The organism is Streptomyces sp. NPDC039736 (assembly GCF_055596485.1).
Window position 1 is genome coordinate 374063 of record NZ_JBVIUQ010000001.1, and the last position, 18316, is coordinate 392378.

General features: G+C 72.8%; 20 protein-coding genes and 1 pseudogene. 5 read left to right on the top strand and 16 right to left on the bottom strand.

The window, feature by feature from the left end; translation table 11 throughout:
* The first annotated feature begins 81 nt into the window (after positions 1-81).
* Entirely contained in the window at positions 82-633 is a 552-nt protein-coding gene (locus tag ACZ56L_RS01545; protein WP_468683170.1) for a DUF1697 domain-containing protein, read from the top strand.
* Between the two features lie 204 nt (positions 634-837).
* Positions 838-1851 carry a ketopantoate reductase family protein gene (locus ACZ56L_RS01550; RefSeq protein ID WP_468683694.1) on the top strand — a complete coding sequence of 338 codons (1014 nt, stop codon included), beginning with the start codon at positions 838-840 and terminating at the stop codon, positions 1849-1851.
* Positions 1852-1893: 42 nt separating this feature from the next.
* Here ACZ56L_RS01550 and ACZ56L_RS01555 read toward each other — a convergent pair whose 3' ends face one another.
* The 13 genes and pseudogenes from ACZ56L_RS01555 to ACZ56L_RS01615 all read right to left on the bottom strand — a co-directional run bounded on the left by ACZ56L_RS01555 (position 1894) and on the right by ACZ56L_RS01615 (position 14205).
* The gene (locus tag ACZ56L_RS01555) at positions 1894-2658 is read right to left on the bottom strand and encodes a sirohydrochlorin chelatase (protein ID WP_471060355.1); all 765 of its coding nucleotides are present in this window, start codon (positions 2656-2658) and stop codon (positions 1894-1896) included.
* Positions 2659-2664: 6 nt separating this feature from the next.
* Positions 2665-3543, bottom strand: a pseudogene (locus tag ACZ56L_RS01560) (ABC transporter permease); the annotation flags it as partial.
* Between the two features lie 403 nt (positions 3544-3946).
* Positions 3947-4768, bottom strand: coding sequence for an ABC transporter ATP-binding protein (locus tag ACZ56L_RS01565; protein ID WP_471060358.1), 822 nt, complete (start codon positions 4766-4768; stop codon positions 3947-3949).
* 58 nt (positions 4769-4826) lie between these two features.
* On the bottom strand, positions 4827-5945 hold the full coding sequence (locus ACZ56L_RS01570; RefSeq protein ID WP_401758576.1) for an aliphatic sulfonate ABC transporter substrate-binding protein: 1119 nt from the start codon (positions 5943-5945) through the stop codon (positions 4827-4829).
* Positions 5946-6137: 192 nt separating this feature from the next.
* Positions 6138-7469: a sulfate adenylyltransferase subunit 1 gene (locus ACZ56L_RS01575; RefSeq protein WP_345217785.1), complete on the bottom strand. Its 1332-nt coding sequence runs from the start codon at positions 7467-7469 to the stop codon at positions 6138-6140.
* A gap of 2 nt (positions 7470-7471) precedes the next feature.
* A complete protein-coding gene (cysD, locus tag ACZ56L_RS01580; protein WP_345217788.1) occupies positions 7472-8410 on the bottom strand; it encodes a sulfate adenylyltransferase subunit CysD in 939 nt (312 codons plus the stop codon).
* On the bottom strand, positions 8407-8967 hold the full coding sequence (gene cysC / locus ACZ56L_RS01585; RefSeq protein WP_345217790.1) for an adenylyl-sulfate kinase: 561 nt from the start codon (positions 8965-8967) through the stop codon (positions 8407-8409). Before cysC ends, cysD begins: the two co-directional genes overlap by 4 nt.
* The gene (locus ACZ56L_RS01590; protein ID WP_471060365.1) at positions 8964-9659 is read right to left on the bottom strand and encodes a phosphoadenylyl-sulfate reductase; all 696 of its coding nucleotides are present in this window, start codon (positions 9657-9659) and stop codon (positions 8964-8966) included. Before ACZ56L_RS01590 ends, cysC begins: the two co-directional genes overlap by 4 nt.
* Positions 9656-9838 carry a hypothetical protein gene (locus tag ACZ56L_RS01595; RefSeq protein WP_345217794.1) on the bottom strand — a complete coding sequence of 61 codons (183 nt, stop codon included), beginning with the start codon at positions 9836-9838 and terminating at the stop codon, positions 9656-9658. Before ACZ56L_RS01595 ends, ACZ56L_RS01590 begins: the two co-directional genes overlap by 4 nt.
* Entirely contained in the window at positions 9835-11541 is a 1707-nt protein-coding gene (locus ACZ56L_RS01600; RefSeq protein ID WP_471060368.1) for a nitrite/sulfite reductase, read from the bottom strand. The genes ACZ56L_RS01595 and ACZ56L_RS01600 overlap by 4 nt, the downstream gene beginning before the upstream one ends.
* 163 nt (positions 11542-11704) lie before the next feature.
* The gene (locus tag ACZ56L_RS01605) at positions 11705-11788 is read right to left on the bottom strand and encodes a putative leader peptide (RefSeq protein ID WP_323188103.1); all 84 of its coding nucleotides are present in this window, start codon (positions 11786-11788) and stop codon (positions 11705-11707) included.
* A gap of 124 nt (positions 11789-11912) precedes the next feature.
* Positions 11913-12488 (bottom strand): GNAT family N-acetyltransferase, encoded by a 576-nt coding sequence (locus ACZ56L_RS01610; RefSeq protein WP_345217798.1) that lies wholly within the window; start codon positions 12486-12488, stop codon positions 11913-11915.
* A gap of 82 nt (positions 12489-12570) precedes the next feature.
* On the bottom strand, positions 12571-14205 hold the full coding sequence (locus tag ACZ56L_RS01615) for an acyl-CoA dehydrogenase family protein (protein ID WP_471060371.1): 1635 nt from the start codon (positions 14203-14205) through the stop codon (positions 12571-12573).
* Between the two features lie 17 nt (positions 14206-14222).
* Here ACZ56L_RS01615 and ACZ56L_RS01620 point away from each other — a divergent pair, with 17 nt between their 5' ends.
* Complete coding sequence (locus ACZ56L_RS01620; RefSeq protein WP_345217801.1) at positions 14223-15434, top strand: YihY/virulence factor BrkB family protein; 1212 nt, start codon at positions 14223-14225, stop codon at positions 15432-15434.
* 59 nt (positions 15435-15493) lie between these two features.
* On the opposite strand, the gene ACZ56L_RS01625 is transcribed toward ACZ56L_RS01620, so the two are convergent.
* Positions 15494-15943, bottom strand: coding sequence for a CU044_2847 family protein (locus ACZ56L_RS01625; protein ID WP_345217803.1), 450 nt, complete (start codon positions 15941-15943; stop codon positions 15494-15496).
* A gap of 128 nt (positions 15944-16071) precedes the next feature.
* Between ACZ56L_RS01625 and ACZ56L_RS01630 the strand changes: the two genes are divergently transcribed.
* Positions 16072-16863, top strand: coding sequence for a helix-turn-helix domain-containing protein (locus tag ACZ56L_RS01630; protein ID WP_471060374.1), 792 nt, complete (start codon positions 16072-16074; stop codon positions 16861-16863).
* On the opposite strand, the gene ACZ56L_RS01635 is transcribed toward ACZ56L_RS01630, so the two are convergent.
* A complete protein-coding gene (locus ACZ56L_RS01635) occupies positions 16800-17195 on the bottom strand; it encodes a VOC family protein (protein WP_345217807.1) in 396 nt (131 codons plus the stop codon). The genes ACZ56L_RS01630 and ACZ56L_RS01635 overlap by 64 nt on opposite strands.
* A 49-nt stretch (positions 17196-17244) precedes the next feature.
* Here ACZ56L_RS01635 and ACZ56L_RS01640 point away from each other — a divergent pair, with 49 nt between their 5' ends.
* Positions 17245-17568, top strand: coding sequence for a hypothetical protein (locus ACZ56L_RS01640; RefSeq protein ID WP_471060379.1), 324 nt, complete (start codon positions 17245-17247; stop codon positions 17566-17568).
* A 21-nt stretch (positions 17569-17589) separates the two neighbouring features.
* On the opposite strand, the gene ACZ56L_RS01645 is transcribed toward ACZ56L_RS01640, so the two are convergent.
* Entirely contained in the window at positions 17590-18234 is a 645-nt protein-coding gene (locus ACZ56L_RS01645) for a phosphotransferase family protein (RefSeq protein ID WP_380836580.1), read from the bottom strand.
* Positions 18235-18316: the final 82 nt, after the last annotated feature.

Consider the following 18316-nt stretch of genomic DNA (forward strand, 5'->3'; position numbering starts at 1 on the left):
GCCGACCGCTGTCCGGGCCGCACCTCCATCCCGGCCCCGGCGGGCAGGCCGGTTGTCAGTGGCACCGCCTATCGTCGTTCCATGACGACGAAGAGGTACGCGGCCCTCCTGCGGGGCGTCAACGTGGGCGGCGGCAAGAAGCTCCCCATGGCGGAACTGCGCGAGCTGCTGGCCGAGTTGGGGCACTCGGACGTGCGCACCCTCCTCGCCAGCGGGAACGCCGCCCTCACCACGGACTCCGCCGCCGGTGAGGACGCGCTCGCGCACGACCTGGAGGCCGCCGTCGAGAAGCGTTTCGGCTTCAGCGTCGCCTGTCTGGTCCGCGACCACGCCTATCTGCGCGCCGTCGTGGACGCCTGCCCCTTCCCGGCCGCCGAGCTGGAAGGCAGACAACTGCACGCGAATTTCTCCTCGGCCCCCCTGGACGCCGAGCGCTTCGCGGGCATCGACCCGGCCGCGCACCTCCCCGAGGAGTTCCGCCTCGGCGACCGGGTCCTCTACCTCTACGCACCCGACGGCCTGGGCCGCTCGAAACTCGCCGAGGCCCTCGCCAAGCCCGCGCTCAACAAGGGCCTCACGGTCACCAGCCGCAACTGGAACACGGTGGTGAAACTGGTCGAACTCACCGCCTGAACCCGGCTCCGGTCTCCTCCCGCTCCTCCGGAATCCACAGCTCCGCCCCGACCCGCGTGGCGTCGGCGGGCGGCCGGGTCCGCGAGATCTCCGGTCCCGGCCGCCCGCGGTACGGGCGGAGCCGCCCTGTCACACCCGCCGTCCCGGGCCCGCGACGGCGAGGGCATGATCGACGTGATCGGCACGACGGACGGGGAGGACCTCATGCGGTACGTCATCATCGGAGCCGGAGCGATCGGCGGAGTGGTCGGCGGGAGGCTGGCCGAGGCGGGGCACGAGGTGGTCCTCGTGGCGCGCGGCGCGCACCTGGAGGCGTTGCGGGCGAAGGGGCTGCGGCTCACCACCCCCGAAGGGACCCGGACGCTGCGGCTCCCGTCCGCGGCAGGGCCGGACGACGTCGAGCTGCGCGCCGACGACGTCCTGGTCCTGGCGGTCAAGACGCAGGACAGCGTCGCCGCGCTGGACGCCTGGAGCGGACGGCCCGTCGAGGGCGGCGGCACGGCGGGGGAGCTGCTGCCGCTGGTCTGCGCGCAGAACGGGGTGGAGAACGAGCGGCTGGCACTGCGGCGCTTCCGGCGGGTGTACGCCATGTGCGTGTACCTGCCCGCGACCTTCGTGGAGGCGGGGGCCGTGTCGGCGGCGGGGGAGCCGGTGACCGGAATCCTGCACCTGGGCCGCTGCCCCGGGGGCGTGGACGACACGGCGCGGCGGATCGGGGACGACCTGGCAAAGGCGTGCTTCCTGGCACCGGTCGTGCCGGACGTGATGCGCTGGAAGTACGGCAAGCTGCTGAGCAACCTCGCGAACGCGCTCGGCGCGGTGTCGGGTCCGGAGGCGTCGGCCTCCCCGGCGGGCCGGGACCTCGTCGGCCGCGCGGTCGCCGAGGGGCGGGCGGCGCTGGCGGCCGCGGGCATCGCCGTGGCGAGCCCGGAGGAGCAGGCCGAGGCACGGGACGGCCGGATCGCCATGGCCGAGCTGGACGGCGAGGAGCCGAACGCCGGGTCGTCCTGGCAGAGCCTGGTGCGGGGCACCGGCAGCATCGAGGCCGACTACCTCAACGGTGAGATCTCCCTGCTGGGCAGGCTGCACGGCGTGCCGACGCCGGTGAACGACCTGCTGGGGCGGTTGGCGAACGAGTTCGCCCGGGAGCGGCGGGAGGCGGGGTCGCTGCCGGTGACGGAGATGCAGCGAGCGCTGGAAGTGCTGGAGGCGGGCTGATCGGCGGCGGGCATCCGGCGCCGGCCCTCCCCGCCCGTCCGGTTACGCCGCCGCGGCCGTCCAGGCGGACCCGGCGGCCTCCTCGTAGCGGAGCAGGACGAGGCGGGCCACCTCCGGGCAGGCGCCCAGGACCGGAGCCAACAGGTCGGCTCCGCCCTCCGTCGCGCCCCGCGCGATGCGGTCCGGCAGGAAGCCGGGGGCCAGGACGTACCGGGCGACGGCCACCCGGGACACGCCCGGCGCACTGCGGAGGGCCCCTACCGCGTCCTCCGTACGGGGAAGGGAAGCGGAGGCGAACGCAGGCCGCACGGAACGCCAGCCGGCGTCCCTCAGCTCCCGCGCCATGTCAGCGATCACTGCGATCGCCTCCGGGTCGGTGGAGCCCGCCGAGGCCAGGACGACCCCGGTCGAGCTCTTGTCCTCGGGCCGCAGCCCGGTCTCGTACAGACGGCGCTCCACGGCGGCGAGCAGGAGCGGGGACGGGCCCAGCACCCGCGCCCGCACGACGCGCAGCCGCGGCAGCCGGGCCGAGGCCGCGTCGAGCACCGCCGGGATGTCGGCCTTCGCGTGGAAGGCACGGGTGAGGAGGAGCGGGAGGGCGACGACGTCACGCACCCCCGAACGGGCGAGCCGGTTCAGGGCCGCCGGGACGGACGCGGCGTCGAAGTCCAGGAAGGACACCTCCACCCGGGTCCCGGGCCGGCGCTCCCGCAGCCGTTCCGCCAGCGCGTGCACCGTCGCCGCGTGGCGCGGGTCGCGGCTGCCGTGCGCGATGAGCAGGAGGGCGGGGGAGGGGGCGGCGTACACGGTGCGTCAGCTCCTGACGAGGAGGCCGCGGCTGCGGAGCACCCGGCGTTCCAGGGGTGAGAAGAACAGCAGGTCGATGCCGATGCCGACGATCAGGATGAGGATGATCGTGGCGAGGACGCCGGACATGTCGCTGTTGATGCGGAAGTTCTCCATCAACTGGCCCAGGCCGGTGCCCAGGTCCGGCGAGTTGGCGATCAGTTCGGCGGCCATCAGCGAACGCCAGGAGAACGCCCAGCCCTGCTTGAGTCCCGCCAGGTATCCGGGCAGCGCGGCGGGCAGCAGCACGTGCCGGATGCTGTCCAGGCCGCGTGCGCCGAGGGTGCGGCCGGCGCGCAGGTACAGCGGCGGGATCTGGTCGACGCCGGAGACCAGGCCGTTGGCGATCGAGGGGACCGCGCCGAGCAGAACGACCGCGTAGATCGTCGCGTCGGTGAGGCCGAACCAGATGATCGCGGCCGGCACCCAGGCCACGGAGGGCAGCGACTGGAGACCGGAGAGGATCGGGCCGATCGCCGCCCGGACCACCTTGACCCGGGCCACCAGCAGGCCCAGCGGCGTGCCGATGGCGACGGCGACCACGAAACCGAGGGCGCCGCGCGAGATGCTCGTCCAGATGTAGCCGAGGAGGGTGCCGTCGAGCCACATCGCGTGGACGGACCTCCCGACGTCGAGGGGGCCCGGCAGGACGTAGTCCGGCTTGAGGTCGGAGGCCGCGGCGAGCTGCCAGACGGTGAGGACCAGCGCGACGGCGACGAGCGGCGGTACGAGCTTGGCCAGGACGACACGGCCGAGACCGACGCGTTCGCGGGCAGGAGCGGTGTCGAGCGCGTCGAGCCCGGCTTCGAGTCCGGCGAGGCTCTCGGAGGTGTGGTGCGGGTGGGCGGCGGGAGCCGGGGCGGTGGTCTTCGCCCGCGGGGCCGGGGAGGTGCCCTTCGCCCGCGGGGCCGGGGTTTCGGCATCGGACTCCTGCTTCCGGGCGGAGCCCTCCGGGTCACGGGCGGAGTCCTCCGTCGCGTCGGCGGCAGCGGTGTGCCGAGTGCCGGACCTGGAGTCCTCGGCGGCGTCGGCTTGCGCGCCCGGAGCCTCCGGTGCGGCGGCGCCTTCGACGGGCGTCCGCGCGTCAGCGGGCTCGGCAGCGGGCTTCCTGCCGTCGGCGGCCTCGGCGGCCTGGGAGGTCTCAGCGACCCCGTCGGCGGGAGCCGCTTCCGTGCCCCCGGAGGCCGGGGTGTCCTCCGGGCCACCGGCGGCCGGAGCCGTTTCCGTACCCCCCGCGGCCCGGGTCGTCTCAGTGCTGGCCATGTCGGCGGATCTCCCCACGCAGCTGTTCAGTGATCTCTACGGACAGGTCGGCGACCGCCGCGTCCTCGATGCGGCGCGGCTGCGGCAGGCCGATCTGCCACTCGCGGGCGATCCGTCCGGGCCGCGACGACAGCAGGACCACGCGCTGCGCCAGCCGGACCGCCTCGCGGACGTTGTGCGTGACGAACAGGACCGAGACCGAGGTCTGGGCCCAGATGCGCGTCAGCTCCTCGTGCAGGACATCCCGGGTGATGGCGTCCAGCGCGGCGAACGGTTCGTCCATCAGCAGGAGTTGGCTGTCCTGGGCGAGCGCCCGGGCCAGCGCCACGCGCTGGCGCATGCCGCCCGACAGTTCGTGCACGCGCTTGCCGTACGCACCCTTCAGCCGTACGAGTTCCAGCAGTCGCTCCGCCTCGGGGCAGCGGTCCGAGGCCGCCACCCCCCGCAGCTTGAGGGCGAGTTCGATGTTCTTGCCCGCGGTGAGCCACGGGAACAGGGCGTGCTCCTGGAACATCAGGGCGGGTCGTCCGCCCGGTACGTCGATGGTGCCGGCCGACGGCTTGTCGAGCCCGGCGACCAGGTTGAGCAGGGTGGACTTGCCGCAGCCGGAAGCCCCCAGGAGGGTCACGAACTCGCCCGGGGCGACATCGATGCTGATGTCGTCGAGGACGAGCTGGCGGGCCGCACCGGGCCGGCCGAACGACTTCGAGACGTGGTCGAGGCGCGCGGCGTAGGACGACGCCGGAGCCGATGCCTTGTCGGCGACCGGGGCGGCTGCCGTGCCGTCCTTGACGAGTGTGCTGGCCATGGGTCTCACCTCCTGGGGGCGGGGGGTAGCTACGGGCTGAACTGCGCTACGGGCGCGTCTACTTGACGCCGAGACCGGCGTCGGAGACCTCGGGCTTCCCCTCGGCCTGGAGGACCTTGTTCAGCGGGCGCAGGTCGTAGATGCCCTCCAGCAACGGGTCCTTGAGGAGGCCCGCCTTCACCGCGTGCTGGGCCTCGTCGCGCAGGGTCGCGGCCAGCGGGTCGTCGGTCACGTCGACGCTCGCGAACGCCCGGTCGAGAATGCTCGCGGGCAGTTCCTTGCCCGAGTCCTGCTTGAGGCGGGCGTTGATGCTCGCCTTCGCCTTGTCGGGGTTCGCCTTGATCCAGACGTTGGTCCTGACCGAACCGCGCAGGATCGCCTCCACGGCCGCCGGGTGCGCCGTGAGGAACTTCTGCGAGACGATGATGTTCGTGATGACGAACTTCTCGTCCTTCCACAGCTTCTTCTCGTCGAGCAGCACCTTGCCGCCCGCGTCCACCAGGCGCGCGGCGGTCGGCTCCGGCACCCAGGCGCCGTCGATGGCACCGGACTTGAAGGAGTTGGGGATCTCCTTGTTGTCCTGGCGGACCACGGTCACGTCACCCTTGCCGGTGTTCGCGTCGACCTTGTGGCCCTTCTCGGACAGGTAGTTCAGGAGCGCCACGTCCTGGGTGTTGCCGAGCTGCGGGGTCGCGATGCGCTTGCCCTTGAGGTCGTCCAGCGACGTGATCTTGTCGGAGTTCACGACGAGCGAGACGCCGCCGGAGGCCGAGCCGCCGACGATGCGCAGGTTCTGGCCCTTGGACTTGGTGTAGCCGTTGATGGAGGGCGAGGGGCCGATCCAGCCGATGTCGATCGCGCCCGCGTTCAGCGCCTCGATCTCGGAGGGGCCCGCGTTGAAGACCTGGGTCTTGATCCGCGTACCCGCCAGCTCCTTCTGGAAGATGCCTTCCTGAAGTCCCGCCAGGGCGGTGGCGTGCGTGACGTTGGCGAAGTAGCCGACCTTCACCTCGTCGAGGCCGCCGATCTTCTCGCCCTTGGCGACGGGGGCGGCCTTGCCCGGGTCGTCCTTCTTCGCCTGGGAACCGTAGCCGCAGGCGCCGAGCGCGGCGATCAGCAGGGGCAGCGCGGCGGCCGCGGCCAGAGAACGGCGCAGGGTGGTGCGGGGGGCAGTCATGGTGATGGGTCCTCGGGTCTTCGTCTGTGCACGCGTGCGTGCGTGCTGAGGGAGGTGCGGAAGGGTGCGCGGGAGCCGGGGGTGTACGTCATCGCGCACATCGCCCGACCCCGCCCTGTCCGCTGCCGAGGGTGCCGCTGCCTATCCGGCCGCCCTCCTTCGCGAACGTCGCGTAGACGTCGACCACGGTCATCAGAAGTCCCAGCCCTCTTCGTCGGCGACCGTGTTGACGGCCGCGGCGGAGGCGAAGGAGCGGCCCGCCATGCCCGCGGCGAGCGTGGTGCCGTCCGCCGGGTCGATCAAGAGGAAGGAGCCGGTGCGCCGCGAGTCCGCGTACGCGTCGAGCGCCAGCGGCTCGGCGGTCCGTACGACGACCCGCCCGATGTCGTTGGCGGCGAGCTGCCCGGGCGCCGGGTGCTGGGAGAGGTCGTCCAGCGTGAGCCGCGACGGGATCTCCTTGACGATCGCCTTGACCGTGCGGGTGGTGTGCTTGAGCAGCACCCGCTGGCCCACCGACAGCGGCCGGTCCGCGACGTGGCACACGGTCGCCTCGACGTCCTGCGTCAGCTCGGGCGCGTCCGCGCTCGGGGCGATGAGGTCGCCGCGCGAGACGTCGATGTCGTCGGCCAGCCGCAGCGTCACCGACTGCGGCGCCCACGCGATGTCGACGGACGTACCGAGCGCGTCGATGCCCTCGATCGTGCTGGTGCGCCCCGACGGCAGTACGGTCACCCGCTCGCCGACCCGGAAGGCCCCCGCGGCGATCTGGCCCGCGTACCCCCGGTAGTCGGGGTGCTCGGCGGACTGCGGGCGGATCACGTACTGGACCGGGAAGCGGGCGTGGCAGGCGGTCAGGTCGTGGGCGACCGGCACCGTCTCCAGGTGCTCCAGCACGGTCGGGCCGCCGTACCAGTCCATGTGCGCGGACGGCTCGACCACGTTGTCCCCGGCGAGAGCCGAGATCGGAATCGCGGTGATCTCGGGAACGCCCAGCTCGCCCGCGTACGCGGTGAACTCCTCCGCGATGGCGGCGAAGACGGGCTCCGCGTAGTCCACCAGGTCCATCTTGTTCACGGCCAGCACCACGTGCGGCACCCGCAGCAGCGCGGCCACGGCGGCGTGCCGGCGGGTCTGCTCGACCACCCCGTTGCGGGCGTCGACCAGGACGACCGCGAGTTCGGCGGTGGAGGCGCCGGTCACCATGTTCCGGGTGTACTGCACGTGCCCGGGGGTGTCGGCCAGGATGAACCGGCGGCGCGCGGTCGCGAAGTAGCGGTACGCCACGTCGATGGTGATGCCCTGCTCGCGCTCGGCGCGCAGCCCGTCGGTCAGCAGCGCCAGGTCCGGCGTCTCCTGGCCCCGGTTGCGGGACGCGTGCTCGACGGCCTCCAACTGGTCGGTCAGCACCGACTTGGAGTCGTGCAGCAGCCGCCCGACCAGCGTGGACTTGCCGTCGTCGACGGACCCGGCGGTCGCGAAGCGGAGAAGGGTGGTGGTGCTCAACTGCTCGGCAACTGTGGTCATGGTTAGAAGTACCCCTCGCGCTTGCGGTCTTCCATCGCGGCCTCGGACATCTTGTCGTCGGCGCGGGTCGCGCCCCGCTCGGTGAGCCGGGAGGCGGCGATCTCGGCGATGACGGCGTCCAGCGTCGTCGCGTCCGAGTCGACGGCTCCGGTGCAGGACATGTCGCCGACAGTGCGGTAGCGGATCAGCCGCGTCTGGACCTGCTCCGACTCCTTGGGCCCGCCCCACTCGCCGGCGGTCAGCCACATGCCGTTGCGGGCGAAGACCTCGCGCTCGTGCGCGTAGTAGATCTCCGGGAGTTCGATCTTCTCGCGGGCGATGTACTGCCACACGTCCAGCTCGGTCCAGTTGGACAGCGGGAAGACCCGGACGTGCTCGCCGGGGGCGTGCCGGCCGTTGTAGAGCTGCCACAGCTCGGGGCGCTGGCGGCGCGGGTCCCACTGGGAGAACTCGTCGCGCAGGGAGAACACCCGCTCCTTGGCGCGTGCCTTCTCCTCGTCGCGGCGGCCGCCGCCGAAGACCGCGTCGAAGCGCTCCGCCTGGATCTTCTCCGTGAGCGGCAGCGTCTGGAGCGGGTTGCGCGTCCCGTCGGGCCGCTCGCGGAGCACCCCGCGGTCGATGTAGTCCTGCACCGAGGCCACGTGCAGCCGCAGCCCGTGCCGCGCGACGGCGCGGTCGCGGTACTCCAGGACCTCGGGGAAGTTGTGCCCGGTGTCGACGTGCAGCAGGGAGAAGGGGATCGGGGCGGGGGCGAAGGCCTTCAGCGCCAGGTGCAGCATGACGATGGAGTCCTTGCCGCCGGAGAAGAGGATCACCGGCCGTTCGAACTCGCCCGCCACCTCGCGGAAGATGTGCACCGCCTCCGACTCCAGCGAGTCGAGGTGGCTGAGCGCGAAGGAGCCGTCGACGGCCTCGTCGGCGGTTGTGGCGGTGGTCGTCATGCCAGACCCCTTTCGGTGAGCAGCGCCAGCAGGGCCGCCGCGGACTCGTCGACGGACTGCGTGTGGGACTCGATGCGCAGGTCCGGGTCGGCCGGCGCCTCGTAGGGGTCGTCCACGCCGGTCAGCCCGGACAGCTCCCCGGCCGCCTGCTTGGCGTACAGGCCCTTCACGTCGCGTACGGCGCACACCTCGACCGGCGTCGCCACGTGCACCTCCAGGTACGCGGTGCCCTGTGCCTGGTGCCGCTTGCGGACCGCCTCCCGGCTGTCGGCGTACGGCGCGATGACCGGGGCGAGGGCCAGCACGCCGTTGCGGGCCAGGAGTTCGGCGACGTAGCCGATCCGCTGGACGTTGGTGTGCCGGTCCTCGCGGCTGAAGCCGAGGCCCGCCGAGAGGAACTCGCGGATCTCGTCGCCGTCGAGCACCTGGACCTTGCGGCCCCGCTCGCCGAGCTTCCCGGCGAGCGCGTACGCGATGGTGGTCTTGCCCGCACTGGGCAGGCCGGTGAGCCAGACGGTGGCTCCGGTCATCTCAGGACTCTCCTGACTGTTCGTCATCCGTGCAGCCCGCATTCGGTCTTGTTGCGTCCGGCCCAGCGCCCGGCGCGGGCGTCCTCGCCCGCCAGGACCCTGCGCGTGCACGGGGCGCAGCCGACGGACGCGTAACCGTCCGTCAGCAGCGGGTTGGTGAGGACGCCGTGCTCGGCGACGTACGCCTCGACGTCGTCCTGGGTCCAGCGGGCGATCGGGGAGACCTTCACCTTGCGGCGCTTCTCGTCCCAGCCGACGACCGGGGTGCCCGCCCGGGTCGGGGACTCGTCGCGGCGCAGCCCGGTCGCCCACGCGTCGTACGGACCCAGGCCGTCCTCAAGGGGCTTGAGCTTGCGGAGCGCGCAGCACAGGTCGGGATCGCGGTCGTGCAGCCTCGGGCCGTACTGGGCGTCCTGCTCGGCGACGGACTGGCGCGGGGTGAGCGTGATGACGTTGACGTCCATCACCGCCGCCACGGCGTCGCGGGTGCCGATGGTCTCCTCGAAGTGGTAGCCGGTGTCGAGGAAGACGACGTCGACGCCGGGCAGGGCGCGCGAGGCGAGGTGGGCGACGACCGCGTCCTCCATGGAGGAGGTCACGCAGAAACGGCTGCCGAAGGTGGTGGTCGCCCAGGCCAGGATGTCGAGCGCGGAGGCGTCCTCGAGGTCGTGTCCGGCCTGCTCGGCCAGCGCGCGCAGGTCTTCCTGAACGACTGTCATATCCCTTCCCCTTCGCTCGCGTTGCTCGCGGTGACACCCCGGGCGAGGAGGCCCAGGTACTTCAGCTGGAAGGCCCGGTTGCAGGAGTGGCACTCCCACGCGCCGTGGCCGGTCTCGTTGGGCCGCAGGTCCTCGTCGCCGCAGTACGGGCAGTGGAACGGGGCCGCGCGCTCGCTCACGACAGGTCCCCGTCCGCCGCGCGCGTCGCCCAGGCGGCGAAACGCTCGCCGTCCTCCCGCTGCTCCTGGAAGCGGGTCAGCACCCGCTCCACGTAGTCGGGCAGCTCGGCGGCGGTGACCTTCAGGCCGCGGACCTTGCGGCCGAAGCCGGCCTCCAGCCCGAGCGCGCCGCCCAGGTGCACCTGGTAGCCCTCCACCTGGTTGCCGTCGGCGTCCAGCACGAGCTGGCCCTTGAGCCCGATGTCGGCGACCTGGATGCGGGCGCAGGCGTTGGGGCAGCCGTTGATGTTGATGGTGAGCGGCTCGTCGAACTCCGGGATGCGGCGCTCCAGTTCGTCGATCAGCGAGGCGCCGCGCGCCTTCGTCTCGACGATGGCCAGCTTGCAGAACTCGATGCCGGTGCAGGCCATCGTGCCCCGCCGGAACGGCGAGGGGGTCACCTTGAGGTCCAGTGCCTCCAGGCCCGCCACCAGGGAATCGACCTGCTCCCCGGCGACGTCGAGCACGATCATCTTCTGCTCGGCGGTGGTGCGCAGCCGCCCGGAGCCGTGCGTCTCGGCCAGCTCGGCGATCTTCGTCAGCGTGGAGCCGTCGACGCGCCCGACCCGGGGGGCGAAGCCGACGTAGAAGCGTCCGTCCTTCTGCCGGTGCACGCCGAGGTGGTCCCGCCAGGTCCCCCGGGGCTGCTGCGGCGCGGGTCCGTCGACGAGCTCGCGCTTCAGGTACTCCTCCTCCAGGACCTGCCGGAACTTCGCCGGGCCCCAGTCGGCGACCAGGAACTTCAGCCGGGCGCGGTTGCGCAGCCGCCGGTAGCCGTAGTCACGGAAGATCCCGATGACGCCGCCGTACACGTCCGGCACGTCCTCCAGCGGGACCCAGGCCCCCAGCCGTACGCCCAGCTTGGGGTTGGTGGAGAGCCCGCCGCCCACCCACAGGTCGAAGCCGGGACCGTGCTCGGGGTGCTCGACGCCGACGAACGCCACGTCGTTGATCTCGTGCGCCACGTCGAGCTGGGGCGAACCGGAGATCGCCGACTTGAACTTGCGCGGCAGGTTGGAGAAGTCCGGGTTGCCGATGAAGCGGCGGTAGATCTCCTCGATCGCGGGCGTGCCGTCGATGATCTCGTCCACCGCGATCCCGGCGACCGGCGAGCCGAGGATGACGCGCGGGGTGTCGCCGCAGGCCTCGGTCGTGGACAGCCCGACGGCCTCCAGCCGCCGCCAGATCTCCGGTACGTCCTCGATGCGGATCCAGTGGTACTGGACGTTCTGCCGGTCGGTGAGGTCGGCGGTGCCGCGCGCGAACTCCTGCGAGATCTCGCCGATGACGCGGAGCTGCTCCGTCGTCAGCCGCCCGCCGTCGATCCGCACCCGCAGCATGAAGAACTCGTCGTCCAGCTCCTCCGGCTCCAGGATCGCGGTCTTGCCGCCGTCGATCCCGGGCTTGCGCTGCGTGTAGAGCCCCCACCAACGCATGCGGCCGCGCAGGTCGTTGGGGTCGATGGAGTCGAAACCGCGCCGGGAGTAGATCGTCTCAATACGTGTCCGTACGTTGAGACCGTCGTCGTCCTTCTTGAACTGCTCGTTGCCGTTGAGGGGCGTGTGGTGCCCAACGGCCCACTGGCCTTCGCCACGGTGGCGTCCGGCCTTGCGGCGGGCGGTGACGGCGGCACCCGCTGCGGGCTTCTCTGGGGTGGCAGACATGGCGGTACGTCCTTCGGGCAAGCGGGGGCTGCGTGGCATTGACGGGCGGGCAGGCGGCTCTGACCTGCACACTCGCGCAGAAAGGGCACGGGCGCGCAACGGTGCGGGGCGCGGGGAGCGAAGAGCTCGGAAAAGAAGGGGAGGGCGCGGCAGTGCTGAGCTGTCAGCAGGCCGGACAGATGGCGCTGGACATGCGGCCGAGGTCGACGTGACGCCGACTGATCAAGGCAACTCCAGCTGCAGACATGAGGGAAGCGTGGCACGGGGATCTCGGGCCAGTCCACCACTATCCACCATGTGGACCACATCGTCCCATTAGGTGGGACGGTGTGGTCCGGGTCACGCTGTGCGGGGCGCGGCGCGGGCGTCGGTCAGGCGGGGTGGGCGCCCGGCCACGGGCCCGGGTTCGCCACCTCCGGCTCCTGCTCGACCTTCGTGTCGAACAGCCGGAACCCGCGCCGCTCGTAGTTCGCCATGGCGTGCGGCCCGTCCTTGGAGCAGGTGTGCAGCCACACCCGCTTCGTGGCGTCCCGGCCCGGGTGCCGCTCGGCGAGGTCCCAGGCGCGCTGGACCCCGTAGGACAGGAGGTGACCGCCGATTCCCCGGCCGCGGAAGGCGGGGATCAGCCCGAAGTAGACGATCTCGACCACGCCGGCGTCCTGGGCGTGCAGCTCGACGTAGCCGGCCGGGGTGCCGTGGTCGTACGCGACCCACGTCTCGACCCCGGGCCGGTCCACGGCCCGCCGCCACTGCTCGTACGACCACGGCAGGCGGTCCGTCCAGCGGATGTCGCCGCCGACGGCGGTGTAGAGGAAGCGGCTGAACTCGGGCGAGGGGACCTCGGCCCGGACGATCCGCAGGCCGCCGCCGGGCGGGGCCGGGACCGGGTTCAGATCGTCCGGGGAGGTCTGTTCGAGGGACCAGGTGGTCACGGTCAGGGTGCTCATGGGAGCCAGGGAACCACGCACTCCGCAGCCGCCGACGCACGGGCCCGCCCCCACGCGAGCCCGCGCCCATCCCCCCGCGCGCCTACACCTGCGGCCGCGCCCGCTCCACCACCGCCCCCAGGTCCAGGCTGTTCGGCAGCGTGCCGAACGCGGAGCCCCAGTCGCCGCCGAGCCGCGAGGCGCAGAACGCGTCCGCGACCTCCGAGGGGGCCCAGCGCACCAGCAGCGAACCCTGGAGCACCAGGGCCATCCGCTCCACGAGACGCCGTGCCCGCCCCTCGATCCCGTCCAGGTCGGCCAGCTCGGTCAGCAGGTTCTTGATCGCGCCGTCCAGGCGGTGATCGGCGCCGCGCGCCTGCCCGACCTCGGTGAGGAAGGCGTTCAGCGCCGACGGCTCCCGCTGGAGCGCCCGCAGCACGTCCAGCGCCTGAACGTTCCCCGACCCCTCCCAGAGGGAGTTCAGCGGCGACTCGCGCAGCAGGCGCGGCATCCCGGACTCCTCGACGTACCCGTTGCCGCCCAGGCACTCCAGGGCCTCCGCCGCGACCGGGGTGCAGCGCTTGGTCACCCAGTACTTCGCCGCCGGCACCGCGAGCCGCAGCAGCGCGCGGTCCTGCTCGGTGTCGCTGTCGTACGCCGCCGCCAGGCGCAGCGCGAGCGTGGTCGCCGCCTCCGACTCCAGGTGCAGGTCGGCCAGGACGTTGCGCATCAACGGCTTGTCGATCAGCTCGCCGCCGAAGGCCCGCCGGTGCGCGGCGTGATGCGCGGCCTGCGCCACCGCCTGCCGCATCAGCGCCGCCGAGCCGACCACGCAGTCCAGCCGGGTCGCCGCGACCATCCCGATGATGGTGCGCACCCCGCGCCCCTCCTCGCCGACCAGCCGTCCCCACGTCCCGTCGAACTCGACCTCGCTGGACGCGTTCGACCTGTTGCCGAGCTTGTCCTTCAGGCGCTGGATGCGGAAGGTGTTGCGGGTCCCGTCCACCAGCACCCGCGGTACGAGGAAGCAGCTCAGCCCGCCGGGCGCCTGCGCCAGCACCAGGAAGCCGTCGGACATCGGCGCGGAGCAGAACCACTTGTGCCCGGTGAGCGCGTACTCGCCGTCGACGTCCGTGGGCAGCGCCCGGGTCGTGTTGGCGCGTACGTCGCTGCCGCCCTGCTTCTCCGTCATGCCCATGCCGAAGAGGGCGCCGGGCTTCAGCGCCGCGGGCAGCAGTTCCTGTCCGTACACCGTGGAGGTGAGCCGGGGCTCCCACTCGGCTGCCAGCGCCGGGTCCGTCCGCAGCGCGGGCACGGCGGCGTGCGTCATCGACACCGGGCACCCGTGCCCGCCCTCCGCCTGCGTCCACACCAGGAACCCGGCGGCCCGCCGCACGTGCCCGTTCGGGCGACCCCAGGCGTTCGTCAGCCCGGACGAGACGGCGTGCCCCAGCAGCCGGTGCCAGGACGCGTGGAACTCGACCTCGTCGATCCGGTTCCCGTACCGGTCGTGGGTGTGCAGCTTCGGCGGATTCTCGTTCGCCAGCGCTCCCCACTCCTGCACCTGCGCCGATCCGGTGGCCTGTCCGAGCGCGTGCAGTTCCTCCCGCACACCGTCCAGGAGAGCGGGTTCGACATGCCGTTCGACCGCCTCCGTGAGGGCGTGGTCCGCGCCGTAGACGTCGTACCCCACCAGGGGCGGGGCCTGATTGGTGACTGTGTGGGTGGTGGCTGCCATGCGGATACGGTAAGGAGGTGCAGCCAGCAAAAGAAACACCCGGACGGCCGCGGAAACACCGCAAGGAGAACCGGCTCCACCGTGCCCGGGCCCTCTACCGGAACGTGTCGAAGCGGAAGCTGGCCTGGCTGCTCCTGAAGGACACCGTCAACTCCTGCGTCGAGTACCGCATCCTCGGCCTCGCCGCCGAAGCCGCCTTCTTCACCCTGCTCTCGCTGCCGCCGCTCCTGCTGGGCCTGATCGGCCTGCTCGGCTACATCGACGACTGGACGGCCACGGAGACCGTCCAGTCCATCCAGCGGAACATCCTGAACGCCTCGCAGGCGGTGCTGTCGGACCGCGGCGTGAACGAGTTCGCCCGCCCCCTGCTGGAGGACGTGACCCGGGAGGGCCGCCCGGACGTCATCTCGATCGGCTTCGCGATCGCGCTGTGGTCGGGCTCGCGGGCCGTCAACGTCTTCATCGACACCATCACGGTCATGTACGGGCTGGACGGGCACCGGGGGATCGTGAAGACCCGGCTGCTGGCGTTCCTGCTGTACATCGTGGCCCTGCTGATCGGGGCGGTGGTGCTGCCCTTGATGGTGGTCGGCCCCGACCGGGTGGTGGAGCTGGTGCCGTTCGGCACGGAGGTCATCTCCGTCCTGTACTGGCCGCTGGTGACCGTGCTGTCGGTGGTCTTCCTGACGACCCTGTACCACGTGTCCGTTCCCGTGCGCTCGCCCTGGGTGGAGGACGTGCCCGGGTCGCTGATAGCGCTGGGGATGTGGGTGCTGGGCAGCTTCCTGCTGCGGATCTACGTGACGAGCACCGTCGAGGGCGGCACGATCTACGGCTCGCTGGCCGCGCCCATCGCCGTGCTGCTCTGGATCGGGGTGTCCGCCTTCGCCGTCCTGGTCGGGGCCGCCGTGAACGCGGCCATCGACCGGGTCTGGCCCTCGGTCGCCACGGCTGCCGCCCGCGCCGACAACGACCGGCTGCGGACCGCGCAGGCCGCCGCGGTGATAGCGCGGGCGCGGGCGGCGGAGCTGGAGGCGCAGGCGGGCTGGACCGGCGACGAGGACGAGGACGTGTACGGGGACGACGGCGAGGGCCAGTGGACGGGGGCCAACCCGGACATGCCCTCGGAGTTCCCGGAACGCTGGTCGCGCTTCCTGCCGCCGGACGACCTGAAGGCGCGGCTGCACGCGCAGCGGGAGCGGGCGGCGGAGAAGGAGCGGGGTCGGTAGCGCCCGGAGAGACCGGGGCGGCCCCGCTCCGGGCCGGGCGCGCCGGGAGGCGTGGCACCTCACGGAGCGGCGGCTCCGGGCGCGCCGGGCGGCGACGCGGGGCCGGGGACCGTGCCCGGGGCGCGGGCCGCGGTCGTGGCGGGGGGCGTGGCCGCGGGGGCGGCCGTGGCAGGCGCCGCGGCTTCCGGCGGCGCCACCTTCGAGCCCCATGCCAGCTTGACCGTGATGTGACCCTCCATCGAGCTCTTCGCGATCACCGCCCCCGCCTCGCCCGTCAGCTTCACGCCGAACTCCAGCTCCACGCCGTCCGGGCTGAGCGCGCCGTCCCGGAACGTCCGCAGCGCGGACTCGGCGGCCGCGCGGATGCCCTCCAGCGCGCCGTCGAAGCTGCGCCCCGCGTCCAGCAGGTTGTCCCGCCGCGAGACCAGCGTGGCCCCGCGCGGAGCATGGTCGATCTCGACGACCACGTGCCCGCCGTCCGCCGTCTCGAACTGCATCAGCTCACTCACAACAGCCCCCGCCACCACGTCAGTCGTGTTCCGCCAGTGGCCGCACATTGTCCCCGAGGGCGGGTACGAGTGCCAGCGGGCCGGCGCACCGGCCGACGGGGCACAGGGGTGCGACGTAGCCTGGGGGCATGCCCGGCATTTATCGGGAACGCCCGTCCCGGCTGGACGGCGCGGTCCTCTGGCGACGCGAAGCCGACCCCGCCCCCGCCTCCGGCCTCGCACCCGGCGCGGCGGCGTACCCGGTGCTGCCCGATGGCTGCATGGACCTGATCCTCATCGACGGACGCCTGATCGTCGCGGGCCCCGACACCCGCGCCCACGCCGCGTCCGACAGCCCCGGCGGCCGCTACACCGGAATCCGCTTCGCGCCGGGCACCGGGGCCGCCTTCCTCGGCGTACCCGCGCACACCCTGCGGGACCGGCGGGTGCCGCTCGACGCGGTGTGGGCGCGGGGCGACGCACGGCAGGCGGGCGACCGGATCGCCGGCGCGGCCGATCCGGCGGGGGCGCTGGAGGAGTTCGCGCTGCGGCGGGCCGCCGGCGCCGGACCCCCGGACCCGGTGATGCGGGCCGTCGCGGCCGCACTGGAGGCCGGGGCCACGGTCGGCGCGGCCGCCGAGGCCGTCGGTCTCGGGACCCGGCAACTGCACCGCCGCTCCCTCGACGCCTTCGGGTACGGGCCCAAGACCCTCGCCCGGGTGCTGCGGCTGCGGCGTGCGCTCGGCCTCGTACGGGAGGGAACGCCGTTCGCGGAGGCGGCGCACCGCTCGGGCTGTGCGGACCAGGCCCATCTGGCGCGCGAGACCCGGGAGCTGGCGGGCATGACGCTGCGCGCCTACGCGGCGCTGGCGGCGCGTCAGGCGAGGTCGTCGGCGAAGAGCGAGACCCCGAGCCCGTCCGGGTCGAGCACCACGGCGTAGCGCTGGCCCCACTCCGCGTTCCACGGCTTCCTGCTGCCCGGGTGTCCGGCGGCCGTCAGGGCCTCGTACGTGGCGTCCACGTCGGCGGCGTCGTCGCAGCGGAAGGCGAGGCCGGTCCGGTCACCGCCCGTCGGCCTCTGCCAGGCGGGGTCGACGGAGCGCATCACGTCCTCGGTGTCCCACAGGAGGCGCAGCCCGCCGGGCAGCGGGGCCTCCACGTGCGGCAGGGACTCGGCGCCGTCGGGCACCGGGACGCCGAGGCGGCGGTAGAAGGCGAGGGAGGCGGCGAGATCGGCGGTGACCAGGCTGATGCAGTCGAAGCGAGGAGTCATGCGCGGAACGTATCCCGGGCGGCCCGCGCGGATCTTGAAGAAATCGGACGTGGAACTCCCGTTCCGCCGCGGGTGCGGCGTCCGGGCCGGTCCCGGGCCAGGCCAGGACACCGGCCGGCTGGACCGCGTCGCCCGTGGCGGCCCGGCGCCGGTGTCCCGTGACCGTCCGCTCCAGTACGTGGACGCCCGGGACGCGGCGGTGTGGACGCCGGACGCGGCCGACGTGGACGCCACCTACGAGGCCCTGACGGCCGCCGGGTGCGGACCACTACGCCCCGCACGGGACCGCTGCCACCGGACGCCCGCCGCGGGGCCGCGGTGCCGTCTCGGTCCGGACATCGAGGCGAAGGCGTCCGCGGTGGAGGGGAGTTGACGGGCGGTGGGGAGCCGCGCGTCACTCCGTCCAGTTCTCCGTGGCGATGAGCAGGTCCACCCGGTGCGGCTGGAAGCCGACGAGCTCACGGCACCTGGCGGTCATCGCCCGGTGCCGCGCCGTCCAGGGGGGCCGTGCCCCGTACGCGTCGAAGAACCCCTCCAACGCGGCCACCCACCGCGGGTGGTGGGTGCGGACGATCCACTCGCACCAGGCCAGGTCCTCCACCGGGTCGCCCGCGTGCGCCCACTCCCAGTCGAGCAGGCCGGTGAGGTGGGAGCCGTCGTCGGTCAGCAGCATGTTGTTCGGCCCGAAGTCGCCGTGCACCAGCACCGACCCGGGCCGCGCCCGGGGGAACACCTCCACGGCGTCCACCGAGTGCACCGCCCGCAACGCGGCCCCGCAGGTGCGCAGTACGGCGTCCCCCCAGCCCGCGTCGATCAGGTCCTGGCCGTGCACGCCCTCCAGGAAGGTCATGCTGAGGCTCTCCCCGGTGCAGCCGATCAACTGGGGCACCGGCAGGACCGCCCCGAGCGTCTCCAGGCCGCACAGGGCGGCGGCCTCCCGCTCCATCCGGCGCTGGGCGTCCCTGCCCTTGTACGTCTTGGTGACGACTCCCGCGTGATGGGTGGTGTGGTTGGTGTATCCGTGCGGCAACAGTTCCATGGAGCCAGCTTTGCTCATCCGGGAGGGTGCACGGGCGGTTGTGGCGGTACCGGGCGGCGGGTTGACGCCGGGCCGGGGCGAG

What these genes read in the sequence shown, in the direction of transcription:
- ACZ56L_RS01545 (WP_468683170.1), top strand. Translation starts at nt 82, where the DNA reads ATGACGACGAAGAGGTACGCGGCCCTCCTGCGGGGCGTCAACGTGGGC.
- ACZ56L_RS01550 (WP_468683694.1), top strand. Translation starts at nt 838, where the DNA reads ATGCGGTACGTCATCATCGGAGCCGGAGCGATCGGCGGAGTGGTCGGC.
- ACZ56L_RS01565 (WP_471060358.1), bottom strand. Translation starts at nt 4,768, where the DNA reads ATGGCCAGCACACTCGTCAAGGACGGCACGGCAGCCGCCCCGGTCGCC.
- ACZ56L_RS01570 (WP_401758576.1), bottom strand. Translation starts at nt 5,945, where the DNA reads ATGACTGCCCCCCGCACCACCCTGCGCCGTTCTCTGGCCGCGGCCGCC.
- ACZ56L_RS01575 (WP_345217785.1), bottom strand. Translation starts at nt 7,469, where the DNA reads ATGACCACAGTTGCCGAGCAGTTGAGCACCACCACCCTTCTCCGCTTC.
- cysD (WP_345217788.1), bottom strand. Translation starts at nt 8,410, where the DNA reads ATGACGACCACCGCCACAACCGCCGACGAGGCCGTCGACGGCTCCTTC.
- cysC (WP_345217790.1), bottom strand. Translation starts at nt 8,967, where the DNA reads ATGACGAACAGTCAGGAGAGTCCTGAGATGACCGGAGCCACCGTCTGG.
- ACZ56L_RS01590 (WP_471060365.1), bottom strand. Translation starts at nt 9,659, where the DNA reads ATGACAGTCGTTCAGGAAGACCTGCGCGCGCTGGCCGAGCAGGCCGGA.
- ACZ56L_RS01600 (WP_471060368.1), bottom strand. Translation starts at nt 11,541, where the DNA reads ATGTCTGCCACCCCAGAGAAGCCCGCAGCGGGTGCCGCCGTCACCGCC.
- ACZ56L_RS01605 (WP_323188103.1), bottom strand. Translation starts at nt 11,788, where the DNA reads ATGTCTGCAGCTGGAGTTGCCTTGATCAGTCGGCGTCACGTCGACCTC.
- ACZ56L_RS01610 (WP_345217798.1), bottom strand. Translation starts at nt 12,488, where the DNA reads ATGAGCACCCTGACCGTGACCACCTGGTCCCTCGAACAGACCTCCCCG.
- ACZ56L_RS01615 (WP_471060371.1), bottom strand. Translation starts at nt 14,205, where the DNA reads ATGGCAGCCACCACCCACACAGTCACCAATCAGGCCCCGCCCCTGGTG.
- ACZ56L_RS01630 (WP_471060374.1), top strand. Translation starts at nt 16,072, where the DNA reads ATGCCCGGCATTTATCGGGAACGCCCGTCCCGGCTGGACGGCGCGGTC.
- ACZ56L_RS01635 (WP_345217807.1), bottom strand. Translation starts at nt 17,195, where the DNA reads ATGACTCCTCGCTTCGACTGCATCAGCCTGGTCACCGCCGATCTCGCC.
- ACZ56L_RS01645 (WP_380836580.1), bottom strand. Translation starts at nt 18,234, where the DNA reads ATGGAACTGTTGCCGCACGGATACACCAACCACACCACCCATCACGCG.